The sequence below is a fragment of the Larkinella soli genome, assembly GCF_003703975.1.
GTDB lineage: Bacteria > Bacteroidota > Bacteroidia > Cytophagales > Spirosomataceae > Larkinella > Larkinella soli.
The window spans coordinates 561532-577034 of record NZ_QTJY01000002.1 but is presented as its reverse complement, the minus strand read 5'-3'; the positions used below and the strand labels follow the sequence as shown (position 1 = coordinate 577034).

The following is a 15503-nucleotide window of genomic DNA, read 5'->3' as shown; positions in this document are numbered from 1 at the left end:
AGGTTAAGCGACTAATTAGTAAAGGGTTAAACCATTGATTGGTAAATTTTTGCGGCTGCAATCAGCAGCAGGAAGCCGACTGCGGTGAGCGGCAGCCCGGCCCGGATCATGTCCCGAACGGTCACCTGGCCCGTGGTCAGGACGATGGCGTTGGGCGGGGTGGACATGGGCAGCACGAAGGCGAAACTGGCGGCAAAGGTGACGGGAGCCGCCAGCACGATCGGCGGCAGACCCAGCGCATCGGCAATTCCGAACGCCATCGGTAGGGCGACGGTGGCCAGGGCGGTATTGGCGATGATCAGCTTCAGGAGCAGCGTGACCCCGGTGAGCGCCGTCAGCAGATACCACGGGTTGTGACTTCCGGAGGCCGCGACCGTTTCCCCGATCAGTTTGATGAGGCCCGAACTTTCAAGGGTTTTGGCTAAGGCCAGCCCGCCGCCGATGATGAACAGAATGCCCCAGGGCAGCTTCGCCATCGCGGTCCAGTCGAACAGCAGCCCGCTGCGGGCCTTGCGGTCGGGGAGGATGAACAGCAGCAGGGCGCCCGACATTCCGATGATGGTATCGTTCAGAAACCCGGCTCCCAGCCATTCGGCCAGCACCGTTCGGAAAATCCAGCCGGCCGCCGTCAGGCTGAACAGCACACTGACGGCGTATTCCTGGTAGGTCACCGGCCCCAGGGCCTCGATCTTGCGGGCGATGATGTCGGACGCATCCGGGATGGCCTCCATCCTGACCCGGAACAGCAGCTTTGTCAGAATGAAGTAAGCCGCCGTCAGCATCAGCACCGCCAGCGGAAAGCCGACGATGAACCAGCCTGAAAACGACAGATCGATCCGGTACAGCTCGCGCAGATACCCGACCAGCACCGCGTTGGTCGGCGTGCCGATGGAGGTGGCGATACCTCCGATGCTGGCGGCATAAGCCAGCCCAAGCAGCATACTTTTTGAAAAGTTGCGGTAAGCCTGCCGGCCGCCCAGCCGGGAAAAGTCTTCTTCCATGAGCGTCATCACCGAGCCGGCGATGGGCAGCATCAGCAGGGCGGCCGCCGTGTTGTTCACCCACATGCTGACGAAGGCCGTGGCCGTCATGAAGCCCAGTACGAGCCGGTGGCTGGCCGTGCCGACCCGCCGGACGATGTGTAGCGCAATCCGGACGTGGAGCCGGTGCTGCTCCATCGCCAGGGCGAAGATGAACCCCGACAGAAACAGCAGCACCGTCGGGTTGGTATAGTTAGCCGCCGTCGTGTTCAGGTCGAGGATGCCCAGCGACGGAAACAGCACCAGCGGCAGAAAAGCCGTTACCGGCATCGGAACGGCTTCGGTAATCCACCAGACCATAATCCAGCCGGCCACGCCCAGCACCAGCTGCAGCCGGTGTTCGAGCGGGACCAGCCCCGAAAAGGCCAGTCCCCCAAATACCAGCGGCCCGAGCAGCAGGGGGCCGTAGGAGAACCAGTCGCGACTTTTTTCGGCCGTTCCGCTCAGTTTTTGGGACGAAGTGATTTCCATTTTTCGATGAATTTTACGGCCGCATCCACAAATCGTTCCGCTTCGTCGCGGCCCCGCTCGGCCGATGCGGCTTTCAGGTCGCCGATGCCCCAGACGCCGGTGGTCGACATCTCGGCCGCCGACGTTTTTTTGCCGGTCTGTTTGGCCTTCAGCCCCTCCGCCAGAAAGACCAGGTTGGCCGTCGGGTCGCCGTCCAGCACCTCCGGCACCATGGCTTCCATATGTTTCGGCATGAACAGGCGGGCAGTTTCGGCCTGATCCATCCGGACCAGATTCGGAATGAGGTAGAGCGACGACGAGGTTTCACTCACGCCCGCGTGCCGGTCGAAGACTTTCTCTTTGCCCTTCGGCAGGGTGGAGGGTGTCCGGAAGGGGGCTACGGCTTCGGCCAGTTCGACGGCGATGCCGGCGGTTTCCTGGTTAATGCGATCGACGAGATACGTACAGATGGCCTTGTTACCGCCGTGGGCGTTCAGGATCAGAAACCGCTTGAAACCATGCTGAAGCAGCGACTGCACGGCTTCCAGATGCACCTTCACGATGGTTTCCGCCGACAGCGAGATGGTGCCGGGAAACTCCATGTGGTAGGGCGACTGCCCGACGAGCAGCACCGGGGCCACCAGTACGTCGGTTTTCTGCGCCACCAGCTTGGCCCGCTCCACGCCGTTCAGGTAGTCGGTGCCGATGGGCAGGTGCAGGCCGTGCTGTTCGAGAGCCGCGATGGGAATGATGACCATATCGGTCCGGGTCAGCAGCTCGCGGACCTCGGGCACCGTCATGTGGGGCAGGTAATTCTTTACCTTCTGTTCGTGCCAGAGCGGGTTGGCCGGGGTCTGGGCCGACAGCCGGAAAGCGGCCAGACAGACGGCCAGCAGCAGGGTCAAACGGGCTTTTTTCATAGCTGGATTTCGGTTGAGAACTCGTCTTTCAGCGCCTGTCGGGCCGCGTGGAAGCCGCACATGCCGTGGACGCCCGCGCCCGGCGGAGTGGAGGAGGAACAGAGATACAGCCCCTTCGCCGATGTCCGGTAGGGCGACCACCGCAGGGCGGGCCGGGTGAACAGCTGCGCCAGGTCGATGACGCCCCCGTTGATGTCGCCCCCGATGTAGTTGGGGTTGTGGGCCTCCATCTGTTCGGTATTTAGGGTATGCCGGGCCAGAATGCGGTCCCGAAAGCCGGGTGCAAACCGCTCGATCTGCCGCTCGATGGCTTCGGTCATATCCACCCGCGAACCGTTCGGAACATGGCAGTACCCCCAGAGGGTGTGTTTGCCTTCGGGCGCGCGGGTCGGGTCGAAGAGGCTCTGCTGGGCCAGCAGCACGAAGGGCCGATCGGGGTGGGCGCCGTTCCAGGTCGCCTGCTCCGAAGCCGCAATCTCTTCCAGCGTGTTGCCGAGGTGAACCGTGCCGGCCTGCCGGGCGGCTTCGGCCGTGAAGGGAACGGGGCCGTCCAGCGCCCAATCCATTTTAAAGACGCCCATGCCGTGGCGATACCGGTTCAGCTGCCGGCGGTATACCCACGAAAACCGGTGTCCGGCAATTTCCAGCAGTTGCCGGGGCGTCAGATCGAACAGAACCGCCCGGGCGGAGGGGAGCTGCGCGAGATTTCCGACGTGGAAACCGGTTTCGATCTTCCCGCCCAGCGACCGGAAGTACGAAGCCAGGGCGTTGGAAATCTGCTGAGAGCCGCCTTTTGGAAGGGGCCACCCACGCCGGTGAGCCGCCACCATCAGCACCAGCCCGATGGCGGAGGTGGCCAGATTGGAGAGCGGCTGGATGGAGTGGGCGGCCATCCCGGCCCACAGGCCCCGCGCTTCTTTCGTCCTGAAAAGCCGGGCCAGCAGCGCAGCCGGAGGCAGGGCTTTCAACCCAAACCGGGCAAAGTCGATGGGGTGTTTCGGGAACGTCAGCGGCCCCAGCACGTCGGTATCGATGGCGGGCCAGACCCCGACCAGCGGCTCGATCAGCGAACGATACGCGTCGGCGTCCGCGCCCAGTCGGAAGGCGGTTTGCTCCAGATTATGGCAGAGGGCCGCGGCCGTGCCGTCGTCGAGCGGGTGGGCGGCCGCCACGGGCGGGAAAATATATTCGAGGCCGTGTTCCCCCAGCGGCAGCGACTGGAGGAAAGGCGATCCGACGGCGAGCGGATGAATGGCCGAGCAGATGTCGTGGACAAAACCGGGCAGCGTCAGCTCCGCCGACCGCAGCCCCCCGCCGATGGTGTCTTTCCCCTCCACCAGCAGCACCGACAGGCCCTCCTGCTGCAACGTAACGGCAGCGGCCAGCCCGTTCGGCCCGGAACCGACGACGACGGCATCAAAATCGGTATGAGACGCGGTTTTCAAATTCATTTCCAGTTTTCGGGACGAAACAACACCTGCCCGTCGGGGCGGATGCGCCAGGCTGCGATTGGGTTCAGGTGGTAACCGCCGGTGTCTTCCCCCCGGGCGGCCAGCAGCTCGGCGAGGGTAGGCTGGACATAGCCGGTCTGGTCGGTCACGCGGCTCATAATCACGGTTTCCCGGCCGTCCCAGGGCCAGAGGTGCCGGAACTGCGTATGGGCCTTGTCCAGCACGGGGTCCTGCAGTCGGGCGGTTTGCCAGCTTTTCCCGTTGTCGGTACTGACCTCCACCTTCGTAACCCGCCCCCGGCCGCTCCAGGCGAGGCCCCGGATTTCGATCCAGCCTTTCTGCACCTGCGCCGGATAGGTGGGGTAAGTGATGATCGAGCGGGCATCGATGGTGAAGCTGAACTGCCGGATTTTGCCGTCTTTGATCGGCTCGGTGTATTTGGACGTTTCCTCCCGCGTCATGAACGGCTGGTCGGACAGTTCGATGCGCCGGAGCCACTTGACGCTGGCGTTGCCTTCCCAGCCGGGCAGAAACAGCCGGGCGGGGTAGCCCTGTTCGGGCCGGAGGGCCTCGCCGTTCTGGGCGTAGACGATCATGGCGTCGTCCCAGCCTTTCGCCACCGGCACGCTGCGGGTCATGACGGCCGCATCGGTACCTTCGGCCAGAAACCAGGAGGCTTTGGGCTGGACGCCCACTTCCCGGAAGAGGGTCGAGAGCATGACGCCGGTCCACTCGCTCTGGCTGGTGAGGCCGCAGATGTCCTGCGGAGACAGCTTTTCGTTGGTGCCGCGACCCCGGTAGTTGCCCGAACATTCCAGAAAACAGATGCGTGACACCGACGGAAACCGCTTCAGGTCCGCCAGGGTAAACACCAGCGGGCGGTCCACCATGCCGTGAATAACCAGTTCGTATTTGGCGGGGTCGAGGGCGGGTATACCGGCGTGGTGGCGCTCAAAATGCAGGTCCGAAGGGGTGATGATGCCGTACAGGTCCTGCAGGGGGGTACGCGAAGAAATATCCGACGGTTTCTTCACCGCCTTCTCGAACGGCGACCGGGTGCCGCGCTCGCCGGGCAGTGGGCCGGGCGCTTTCGTCGGGTCGTCGGCCCGGAGTTCCTTCTCCGAAATACCGACCTGAACGGCCTTCGCCACCGAGGTGTGTGCAATCGCCACCGCGGCCGTAGCGGCCCCGCCCAGCAGGGTACGTCGGTTTATTTTGGGATTTAATGCCATGGTTTAAGATTTCGTTTTCTATATCCCAAACAGCTTGCCCCGGCCTGACCACCCCCCGGCCCCCTCCTAAAACAGGAGGGGGCCGGGGGGTGGTATGCACCAGCTACCGCACTTCCGGGCCACCCCGGCGGTCGTCGGGGACGAAAAATTTCCGGGCGGGCATGACCACTTTGGGCAGGGATCGGGCATTCAGGACGGCGGTGGAGTCGAGCAGGCGATTGGCGTGGAGCAGGTAAGCGGTCAGGCTGTAGACCTCATCACTGGTGAGGGAGCCGGGCGCGTTGTAGGGCATGGCCCGGCGGATATAGTCGAAAAGGGTGGTGGCGTAAGGCCAGTAATTGCCGATGGCCTTCTCCTTCGCCGTGAAGGCGGTGACGACCAGCCGCCCGCCGGTGCCGCCCGTGCCGTCGACCCCATGACAAGCCGCGCATCGGGCCGAAAACAGTCCCTTCCCGGCCGGCACCGTGCCCGACCCGGACGGCAGTCCCAGACCGTCGGGCCGGACATCGATGTCCAGAACGGCAATTTCCCGGGCCGTGGCCGGTCGGCCGAAGCCGAAGCGGGAGGGGTGGCCGAGGGTGTCCCCGGCCTGGCTCCTGTTGGTATGGGACCGGTCGGGCAGGTCTCCGCCGTTGGCTCGATAACACGCCTGCAACGTGTACAGCAGCAGAAAACCCGCCAGACCCAATCCCAATGATTGCTGAATCGAAAAGGTGGTTTTTTCGCTCATGGGTCAATACTTCCCGGCCTGGAGGCTGCTCTCCGAAAGCGCGTACTTCCGGTTGACGCGGTCCAGGACGACATAAATGGAATCCTTCCGTTCGTCGACTCCGGTCAGGATGACGCGGGAGCCGTCGGTGGTGCTGTATTTCAGGATCATGCGGTTGCGTTTCACCGGCCGGGTTTCTTCGGCGATGCCGCGCTCCCGGCGGGTGGTGTAACCGCGCGGGTCGATGCGGGTCACCTCACTGCCGATGCGGGCCAGGGCCACCTTCGGAATCCATTGGTCCGCTTCGGGTTTCTCCCGGTTTTTCCGGGCATTTCCGGCTGCGATCTCCTTCCCGTCGACGGTGGCGCGGTTGTTCTTCCGGATCTTGTCCTGGAGATACAGCACCTGATCCACCGTATCGGCGTCGTAGTAAAACACCCGCCGGCCGCCCGCGACGCCCGACACCTCGAACGTCCGGTTCAGGTCGCGCATGGGCGCGCCACCCCCGTTGGAGAGGTCGAGCCGGGTCGGTTTGTTGACTTTGAAGGTCAGGCTCGACCATTTCTCGAAGGTCGCGCTCTGCCAGCGCACGGTATCGGTCGGTGAGTACGGAATCACTTTGTTGTTCAGGCGAAACTCCGTTACGTTGTACAGGCCGCGCAGGGCCGTAACGCCTTTCATGGCCGGCTGCTTATACGGATCGAAATTGAAGTTGATGTATTCCAGCCAGGTGAACCAGACCAGAAAAATGGCGATGGTGGCGGTTTTCAGCCCGATGCGGAGGTATTTCAGCCAGCCCTTCGAGAAGTCGGGGTAGAAGTGAATCGGCACCGTGAACCGCTCCAGAACCAGGAGGTTATAGACCCGGCGGGCATCGTAGATCATCAGGAACAGCGCCATCAGAACAAAATAGGAACTGTAGACGTGAACCCCGCCGTCGTAGGCGAAGTTGACGAACACGATGTCGCCCAGCGCCCCGAAAAGAAGAGCCGCACCGATGGTGGTCGTGCCCCGGAAGAACAGCATGGCGCCCGCCAGAATCTCGACGAAACCGGTGAACACCTGGTACCAGGGCACGATCCCGACCGACATCCAGAAAATTTTCTGGGCCGTGAAATCGCCGAAATCCGTGTTCAGCAGGCCCTCCGAGGGATACGGCATCTGCGTCGGGAACAGTTTGGTGAAGCCGAAGCCGATGATGCCGATTCCGGCCCGATACCGCACGATGGTCCGGAGCCAGTAGTACAGAATGTCGTATTCCCGGCGTTTGCGGTCGAGGGCGGTCCAGATGACGGCCCCCACGAGGGCAATACCGAGCAGGACGAACCAGTCTTCGTAGCCGAGCAGCGGGCTGCGGCCGCCCCCTTCACCACCGCCCCCGCGCTCGACACCGAAATACCGGAGCAGGCTGGGCGAAAACCGGGCGATTTCGTAGAGGTCGCGGTAGTGCAGGTGCAGCCAGTCGAAGCTCAGGACGTTGGCATACCAGTCGAGCGTCGTCGGTATGCTGAATACCGTAAAGAAGATGAAGGCGACGCGGAACCAGAACCGCTGCGCGGGTGTCCAGGACCGGGATTCGGCCGGGCGGCTTTCCACGGCCGGCTGCGGTTCGGCGACCGGGACCGACTCCAGCACGGGGGCGTCGGACGTATGTTTTTGAATAGCCATGACGGATCAGTTGGGATAAGGTTACAGTTTCAGGCCATTGCGCCGGCCGGTTTTCCGGGCTTCGTCCAGAAGGTATTTCTTGTCGGTTTTCTGCAATACCGCATAGATCGTGTTCCGGCGGTCGTCGGTGCCTTCCAGGATGATCGTGTTCGGATTCGGGCGGCTGAACCGGAGCGTCAGGCGTTCGGCCGGCTGGTTTCGGTTGCGGTTTTCCAGCGTCAGCACCGACTGCTGCGGGTCGATGTCGTAGGCGTAGTATTGCCGTCCGGCCGAGCCTGCATACTCGTAATTGCGGTCGGCATCGTTGCGGTGAATTACCTCGACGTTCGTGCGGTCGAGGGTGACGGGGCGGTTGGAACGGATGCTGATCGTGGCCCATTTCTCGAAAACCACATCCTGCCAGCGAACCGGGTCGGTAAGGGAGTAGGGGAGCGTCTGCCCGTTGATGCGGAACTCGCTGACGTTATACAGCCCGGCGGCATCGGCCAGACCCGGTTTCTGCGGAAACTGGTAGGTTCCTTCCCGGTAACCGGCGTAGACCTTATAACCGTAAAAACCGACGAAGAACAGCACGAAAGCCGCCTTCAGCGCCGGCCGCAACGGTTTCAGCCGACCCTGAAAGACCGGACGGAAGCGGTTCGGAGCGGTCGGGCGTTCGAGCGTCAGGAGGTGGTAGATGCGCAGGGCGTCGAAGGCCAGCAGCACCAGCGCCATCGTGATCAGGTAAAAGCTGTAGACGTATTCCCCGCCCTCATAGGCCAGATTCGACATGAACACGTTGCCCAGAAACGACAGGATCAGAAACGCGCCGATCGAAGCGGTTTTTCGGTTCAGCAGGAGCAGCGCACCGATAATTTCGACCAGCCCCAGAAACGATTCGTAGGACGGCACGATGCCGAGGCTCATCGAGAAGATTTTCCAGTCCGTGAAGTCACCGTAATTGGTGTTCAGGTTACTGATCGACGGCTCTGGGGCCAGTACCGGGAACAGTTTCAGAAAACCGTAGCCGAGCAGGGCCACCGCCAGCCGGTAGCGCAGGATGACCCGCAGCCCGTACCAGGCGGTGTCGTAATTCTTCCGGTTGCGGTCGCGGCTGCCCCAGAGGAAGGCGCCCACCACCGCAATGCCCAGTAGAACCGCCCAGTTGGCGAAAGTGTCCTCTTCTCCGAAAAACCGGGGCTGGTAGCGCGTCAGGTGAAAAATATCACCATAGGAAACGGCCGCCCAGTTGACGGAGAACAGGTCGCGGTAGAACTTCCAGTCGAGCGGAACGGCCTGGAGCACAAAATAGAGGAAGGCGACGCGGAAGACGGCTTTCTCGATGCCGTTCCATTCCGGCTGTTCCGGCCCGGCGGCTTTCGTTCCGGCGACTGCCGTCCCGTAGGGGCCCGTGGCTTCCCGGCGCTCGGCCAGGGTGGCGGTGATGGGAATGTTGCTCATGGATGTCGGTTTTAAGGTGAGGACCACCCCCCGGCCCCCTCCTTGGTAAGGAGGGGGAGTGCTCCGCTAAATTTAAAAACCTGCGAAGCCACCCCCTCCTGTTTTAGGAGGGGGCCGGGGGGTGGTTATTTCAATACCCCGGATTCTGTTCCAGCGACTTGTCCGTCAGCAGCTGATCGACCGGGATCGGCAGGAGGTAGCGGTTCGGGTCGGTGACGCCCAGCACGGCTGCGGCCCGGCCCGTCCGGACCAGGTCGAACCAGCGGTGCGGCTCCAGGGCGAACTCGATCCGGCGTTCGTTCTCGATGGCGAGCAGCAGGTCGGCTGCGGTGGCGGCTTTGGCGGCCGTCAGTCCGGCCCGGTCGCGGACGGCGTTCAGGTCGGCCAGCCCTTCGGTGAGTTTGCCGAGCTGGGCGCGGGCTTCGGCCCGGATCAGGTACAACTCGGCGGTCCGGATGACGAAGGTCGGGTCGGAGGCCGGGTTGCGGTAATACAGGTTGCCGTACCAGCGGTTCTGGTTGTCTTTGGCGACCAGCGTGCTGCGGTTGCCGCCCACGGCCGGGTCGTTCACGAGGGCCACGAAGGCGTCGTTGGGTGCCCACTGGCGCGTGCCGCCGTTGGTCTGCGGCTGCCACTGGCCCCGGTGGGAGTTCACCTCGGTGGTCCCGTTATAGAAGATTTCGAAAACCGATTCCCGCGTGCCGCGGGCATCGTTGGCGAAGAAGGCGCTGTAGGGCTTCAGGAGGCTGTAGTTCGTCGCGTCGGTGAGGAGCTTGTCGGCATATTCCTCCGCTTTGACCCAGTTCTTCTGGTAGAGGTAGTAGCGGGATTTCAGCGCCCAGACGGTTTTCCGGGTGGCCCGGAAGCGGTCGGTGGTCAGCGGGAGCAGCGGTTCGGCGGCATCGAGGTCCTTCAGCACCTGCGCGTAGGTTTCGGCCTGGGTGCTGCGTTTGACGCCCGAATTATCCGACGGTGTCAGCGTCGGTCTGGTGATCAGCGGCACCCCGCCCCAGGTCCGGGCCAGGTCGAAATACGACAGCGCCCGCAGGAAGTAGGCTTCCCCCACATACTGGTCTTTCAACACCTGCGTCAGGGTCGGGTCGGTCACCGCCGGTACCTTGTCGATGACGTTGTTGGCCCGGTTGATGGTGCGGTAGATGGCCGTCCAGGCTCCGCCGATGGTCGAGTTGTCGGCGTTGACCTTGTGGTTGATGAACTCCTGTACCTGCGACTGCGAGCCGGTCCACTGGACGTTGTCGCCCGAGAGGTAACCGATCGACTGAAAGCCGGTGCCGTAATAACTGCTGTTGCCGAGGGCGCTGTAAATCCCGCGCACGGCGGTTTCGGCCGAAGCCTTGTCGACGATGGTCAGGTCGTCGGAGATGGACTCCAGCGGCCTGACGTCCAGAAAGTCTTTGCAGGAAACCAGGGCGGTCAGCGCAAAAACGGGAATGATATGGCGAATCAACTTCATGATTTTACTGCTTAAAGCGTTACGTTAAGGCCCAACTGGAAGCTGCGGGGCTGCGGGGGTGTGCCGAGGTCGATGCCCTGCTGGTTCTGGTCGCTGCTGGCGCTCGATTCGGGGTCCAGACCGGAGTAGTTGGTGAGCAGGAGCAGGTTGTTGCCCGAGAAATACACCCGAACGGTTTCGATCTTCAGCCGGGCCGTTACCGCTTTCGGGATCGTGTACCCCAGGTTCAGGGAACGCAGGCGCAGGAACGAGCCGTCTTCCAGCCAGCGGCTGCCGCCGTCGCGGTAGTTGTTGACGTTCACACCGTCCGGCCGGGGCACGTCGGTGACGTCGCCGGGTTTCTGCCAGCGGGCGAGGTTGCTGGCCAGAATAACCCGGGCCGCATCGCGGGCGCCCCCGCCTTCGCCGAAGAATTTGTTGTGGTTGTAAACCTTGTTGCCGTACTGGAAGGCGAAGAAGACGCCCAGATCGAAGCCCCGGTAGGTGAAGTTGTTGGTAATCCCGCCGAAGAATTTGGGCCAGATGCTGCCCAGAATCTGCCGGTCGTCGGTCGTGATTTTGCCGTCTTTGTTCACGTCCTCATACACCACGTTGCCGGTTTCGGGATTGACGTACAGCTGCTTATATACCCAGAAGGAATATAGCGGGTTACCCTGCTGCTGGAGGATGAGGTCGCGGCTGCCGTAGCGGAGCGGGTTGGCGAGCTTCTCGATCTTATTCCTGTTCTGGGCCACGTTGAAGCTGGTGGTCCAGGTGAAGTCACCGCGCCGGATGTTGTCGGAGTTGATCGTCAGCTCGAAGCCCTTGTTGCTGATTTCGGCCGCGTTGCTCCAGTAGCTGCTGAAACCGGTAGTTCCGGCCAGGTTGAGTTGAAGCAGACCGTTGGTCGTCACCTTGCGGTAGACGTTGAACTCCACACCCAGCCGTCCGTTGAACAGCCCCAGGTCCACCCCGGCATTGATCTGGTTGGTGCGTTCCCACTGGAGGTCGGGGTTGGAAAGCTGCTGGGGCGCGATGCCCGGGCTGCCCTGGTAGGGCGCTCCGCCGGTCCAGAGGCCCTGGGCCGCGAAGTTGCCGATGCCGTTCTGGTTCCCGGTGGTTCCGGCGCTGGCCCGCAGTTTCAGGTCGCTGATGGCCTGAACATCTTTCAGGAAATTCTCCTGCTTGATGCGCCAGGCAGCCCCGACGGCCGGAAAGTAGCCCCACTTGTTCCGGCTCCCGAAGCGCGACGAACCGTCGGCCCGGATGCTGAAGTCGAGGAGGTATTTACCGGCGTAGTTGTAGTCGACGCGCGAGAAGAACGAGGCCAGCGTGCTTTTCGACCAGCTCTGGGTGGCCGCCGTGGTGGCCGCCGACGAAATCTGCGTGAAGGCGTTGTTGGCGAAGCCCCGGCCTTCGGCGTAGGTGCGGGTCAGGACGTCGGCCTGAAGCGTGTTCCCGACCAGGACGCCGATCGTATGGTTTCCGCCGATCTTTTTCCGGTAGGAGAGCGTCTGCTCGTTGAGCCAGGTCGTGAACTGGCTGATGCTGGACGTGGCCAGACCGCCCGGACTGCCCGCGATGAGCAGGTTGTTCCAGTATTCCGACTCGTCGTAGTTGTTGTAATCGATCCCCCAGCTGGAGCGGAAGCGCAGGCTCGGTGAAAGCTGCACGTCGGCGTAGAGATTTCCGATATAGCGGAGGCTGGTCGAGTTGACGTCGTAATTGTTGATCAGCAGCGTCAGATTGTCGAAGCCCGCGCGGCCCACCGGCACGCCCTGTTCGTTGACGGGCGAGAGGTAGGTGGGGGTGTGGAGTGCCGCCTGGAGCAAACCGCCCGCGGGGCCGTCGCCCGCCCGGGCCTGGTTCCGGAACGTCCGGGTGAAGGTGTTGCTGACGCCGACCTGAATCCTGTCGTTCACCTGCTGGTCGAGGTTGACCTTGAAGCTGGCCCGCTCGAACCGGATGGGCCGGATGATGGCTTCCTGGCGGTTATAGCCCCCGCCGATGTAGTATTTGGTCGATTTGGAGCCGCCCGTCAGGGAGAGATCGTAATTTTGGAGATGGGCCGTCCGGAACAGTTCGCCCAGACGGTCGTAGGTCTGCTGTTCTTCGGGCAGGCCGCGTCCGCCTTCCGAAACCGGCCGGAAGGGGCGGTTGGCTTCGGTGCGTTTCAGGCTGGGGTCGTCCTTGCCGGTATTGATCCACCATTCGTTGACGAGCTGAGCGTGCTGCGGCCCGGTGGTCAGGTCCCAGAGTTTGGCGGCTTTGGCGAGGCCGTGCGAGACGTTGAAGTTCAGTTTGGATTTCTGGTTGTAGCTACCCCGCTTGGTCGTGATCAGGATGACCCCGTTGGCGCCCCGTGAGCCGTAGAGGGCGGTGGCTTCGGCGTCTTTCAGAACCTCGATGCTCTCGATGTCGGAGGGGTTGATGTCGGAGATGGGTGAGCTGGCCTTCCCGCCGGTGCTGACGGTCTGGAGGCTGTTGCTGTTGATAAAAACCCCGTCGACGACATACAGCGGATCGTTATCGGCGTTGATGGAGGTGGCGCCCCGCACCCGGATGTTGACCGCTTCGCCCGGAACGCCGGTATTGGAGCTGATCTGGACGCCCGGCACCTTGCCCTGCAACTGGGCGTCGAAGCTGCCCGCCGGGATGCCGCGGGTTTCGGCCGGGTCGATCTTGGCGATGGAGCCGATCAGGTTCTTGCGCTCCTGGGTGCCGTAACCCACCACGACGACTTCGTTGAGCTGCCGCTGGTCGGCGTCGAGCTGGATCGCCAGCGTCGACGCGTTGCCGACCGCGATTTCCTGCGTTTTATAACCAATGTAGGAGAAAACGATCGGAGTTTTCCGGTCGGAAAGCGTCAGGCGGAACGAGCCGTCGGAGTCGGTCGTCGTGCCGCGGGTGGTGCCTTTGATGCGGATGTTGACCCCCGGCAGAGCCTCTCCGCTCCGGTCCGTGACCTTCCCCAGGAGGGTAGGCGAATCGGTCTGGGCGAGCAGGGAAGGGGATAATCCGATGAACAGCAAGGTCAGCCAGTAGAAGGTACGCCTGCTTAAATACATAAATTCTATCAATTAAGTATTCTAAAAGTGATCAGGATGGTTCGTACCGAAATAGCGGGTAACGTGCTATCTTGAGGGGTACGATTATCGCTTCAGAGCGTAGTAAATTACCGGACGGCACACTGATAGGCAGGCCCGTGGGCCGACAGAATCATCAACCACCGAAAATTCAGGAAGGCCCGGGGAGCCTGCCTATCGGGGTGCGGTCAGGTAAACCGAAAGTCGGATCGGAAAAAAAGATGCCGGCTGCGTCAGCAACAGCAGCGACAACAGCGGAGGAGACCTACCGGGAAAGAATCAACCGATTGGAAATGAGATACAACCACCGGGGCCATCCGGGCGGATGACGAATACAACGTAAACTTGCTTTTCATTGTCTTGAATGAAAACGTGGGACCTTGACCCGACTTCTCTGCTGGTGGTTAACAAAGATTTCGGGGAATTTCTGCGATTATATTCTACTAAATCGCAAGACAAAGTAAAGTAGAAATTTGAATAGTATGCAACCGCTTTTTTCAGATAATTTACATTTATGGCTATATTTTGTGAAAAAATCATATTCTGAGTAAAAATATTCAAACTATAAATGGGGTCCTCCGGGCTTACCGTGAAGTATATGCTTCGATGGGTTCCCACATTCAGCAACCTTAACCCCCCGCGTTTATGAAAAATTACTTTGGAAAGGATCGTCGAAACTTCCTGAAAAACGGCCTGCTGGCCGGCCTGGGTCTCTCCGGCCTGTCATTTAAAAACCGGCCTGAAGCCTGGCAGGAGGAATACGAGCGGCTGCTGGCGACACCCCCGGCCGTGGGTAAATCCGTCATCGACCTGAAGGTGGCTCCGATCAAACAGGTGAAGGTGGCCTTCATCGGCATCGGCTCCCGGGGCTACGGCCAGCTCGGCCAGTTCAACGCGATGTATCCGGACAAGGCCGTCATCACCGCCATCTGCGACGTCCGGAAGGAGCGGACCGACCTCGGCCTGGAACGGCTGAAAAAGAAAGGCCAGAATCCGGCGGTCTACACCGGGAAACCGGATGCGTGGAAGGAGATGGTCAAACGCGACGACATCGACCTCGTAGTGATCTGCACCCCCTGGGCCGACCACGTGCCGATGGCCGTGTACGCCATGCAGCAGGGCAAACACGTGGCCATCGAGGTGCCGGCCGCCAAGACCCTCGACGAGTGCTGGAAGCTGGTCAACACCGCCGAGGAAACGCAGCGCAACTGCATGATGCTGGAAAACTGCTGCTACGGTGACGAGGAACTCTGGATTCTGAACATGGTGCAGAAAGAGGTATTCGGGACGCTCACCTACGCCGAAGCCGCCTACATCCATAACCTGCGCGACAGCCTCTTCAACCCGAAAGGCTACTACGACTTCTGGCGCATGAAAGAAAACATCGCCCGCGACGGCAACCTGTATCCGACCCACGGCCTTGGCCCGGTGGCCCAGTATCTCGACATTCTCCGGGGCGACCGCTTCGAGCACCTCGTCTCGATGAGTTCGCTGGAAGCCAGCCTGACCGAAGCCAGCAAAGCCCTGCCCGCCGACAATCCCTATGCGGGCTACAAAGGTCCGATCCGCCACGGGGATATGAACAACTGCCTGATCCGCACGAACAAAGGCCGGACCGTCCTTCTCCAGCACGATATCGTGACCCCGCGCCCCTACAGCCGCATCAACGCCCTGGCCGGAACCAAAGCCTACCACGAAGGGTATCCCAGCCGGCTGTCGATCGTCGGAAAAGGGCACGAGTTTCTGTCGGAGGCCGACCTGAAGGATTACAAGGAGAAATACCGCCACCCCATCTGGGAGAAGCTGAAAAAGGAGATTGAGGAAAACGGCGGCCACGGCGGCATGGACTTCGTGATGGTCTACCGCCTGATCGACTGCCTCAACAACGGCCGCCCGCTCGACATGGACGTGTATGACGCGGCCACCTGGTCGGTGGTGACGCCCCTGTCGGAAATGTCGATCAAAGCCGGTAACGCCCCGATCAAATTCCCGGATTTCACCCGCGGCAAGTGGGCGCAGAACCGGGCGCTGGGCATGGTGAAGGTCGTCTGACC

10 protein-coding genes are annotated in these 15503 nt (G+C 61.8%); 1 reads left to right on the top strand and 9 read right to left on the bottom strand.

The features are described from left to right. Positions 1–26 precede the first annotated feature (26 nt). The 9 genes from DX909_RS08600 to DX909_RS08560 all read right to left on the bottom strand — a co-directional run bounded on the left by DX909_RS08600 (position 27) and on the right by DX909_RS08560 (position 13431). Positions 27–1511: an SLC13 family permease gene (locus DX909_RS08600; protein WP_128544735.1), complete on the bottom strand. Its 1485-nt coding sequence runs from the start codon at positions 1509–1511 to the stop codon at positions 27–29. After that, on the bottom strand, positions 1484–2410 hold the full coding sequence (locus DX909_RS08595; protein WP_128544734.1) for a creatininase family protein: 927 nt from the start codon (positions 2408–2410) through the stop codon (positions 1484–1486). Before DX909_RS08595 ends, DX909_RS08600 begins: the two co-directional genes overlap by 28 nt. After that, positions 2407–3861, bottom strand: coding sequence for a phytoene desaturase family protein (locus DX909_RS08590; RefSeq protein ID WP_128544733.1), 1455 nt, complete (start codon positions 3859–3861; stop codon positions 2407–2409). The genes DX909_RS08595 and DX909_RS08590 overlap by 4 nt, the downstream gene beginning before the upstream one ends. Next, entirely contained in the window at positions 3858–5093 is a 1236-nt protein-coding gene (gene soxC, locus DX909_RS08585; RefSeq protein WP_128544732.1) for a sulfite dehydrogenase, read from the bottom strand. Before soxC ends, DX909_RS08590 begins: the two co-directional genes overlap by 4 nt. 103 nt (positions 5094–5196) lie before the next feature. Then, positions 5197–5823 (bottom strand): c-type cytochrome, encoded by a 627-nt coding sequence (locus tag DX909_RS08580; protein ID WP_128544731.1) that lies wholly within the window; start codon positions 5821–5823, stop codon positions 5197–5199. 3 nt (positions 5824–5826) lie between these two features. Further along, positions 5827–7470 carry a hypothetical protein gene (locus tag DX909_RS08575; protein WP_229310990.1) on the bottom strand — a complete coding sequence of 548 codons (1644 nt, stop codon included), beginning with the start codon at positions 7468–7470 and terminating at the stop codon, positions 5827–5829. A 21-nt stretch (positions 7471–7491) separates the two neighbouring features. Continuing rightward, complete coding sequence (locus DX909_RS08570; protein WP_229310989.1) at positions 7492–8910, bottom strand: DoxX family protein; 1419 nt, start codon at positions 8908–8910, stop codon at positions 7492–7494. A gap of 130 nt (positions 8911–9040) precedes the next feature. Then, positions 9041–10384 (bottom strand): RagB/SusD family nutrient uptake outer membrane protein, encoded by a 1344-nt coding sequence (locus DX909_RS08565; protein ID WP_128544730.1) that lies wholly within the window; start codon positions 10382–10384, stop codon positions 9041–9043. A gap of 11 nt (positions 10385–10395) precedes the next feature. Further along, on the bottom strand, positions 10396–13431 hold the full coding sequence (locus DX909_RS08560) for a SusC/RagA family TonB-linked outer membrane protein (RefSeq protein ID WP_128544729.1): 3036 nt from the start codon (positions 13429–13431) through the stop codon (positions 10396–10398). A gap of 663 nt (positions 13432–14094) precedes the next feature. Here DX909_RS08560 and DX909_RS08555 point away from each other — a divergent pair. Next, positions 14095–15501, top strand: coding sequence for a Gfo/Idh/MocA family protein (locus DX909_RS08555; RefSeq protein ID WP_128544728.1), 1407 nt, complete (start codon positions 14095–14097; stop codon positions 15499–15501). Positions 15502–15503: the final 2 nt, after the last annotated feature.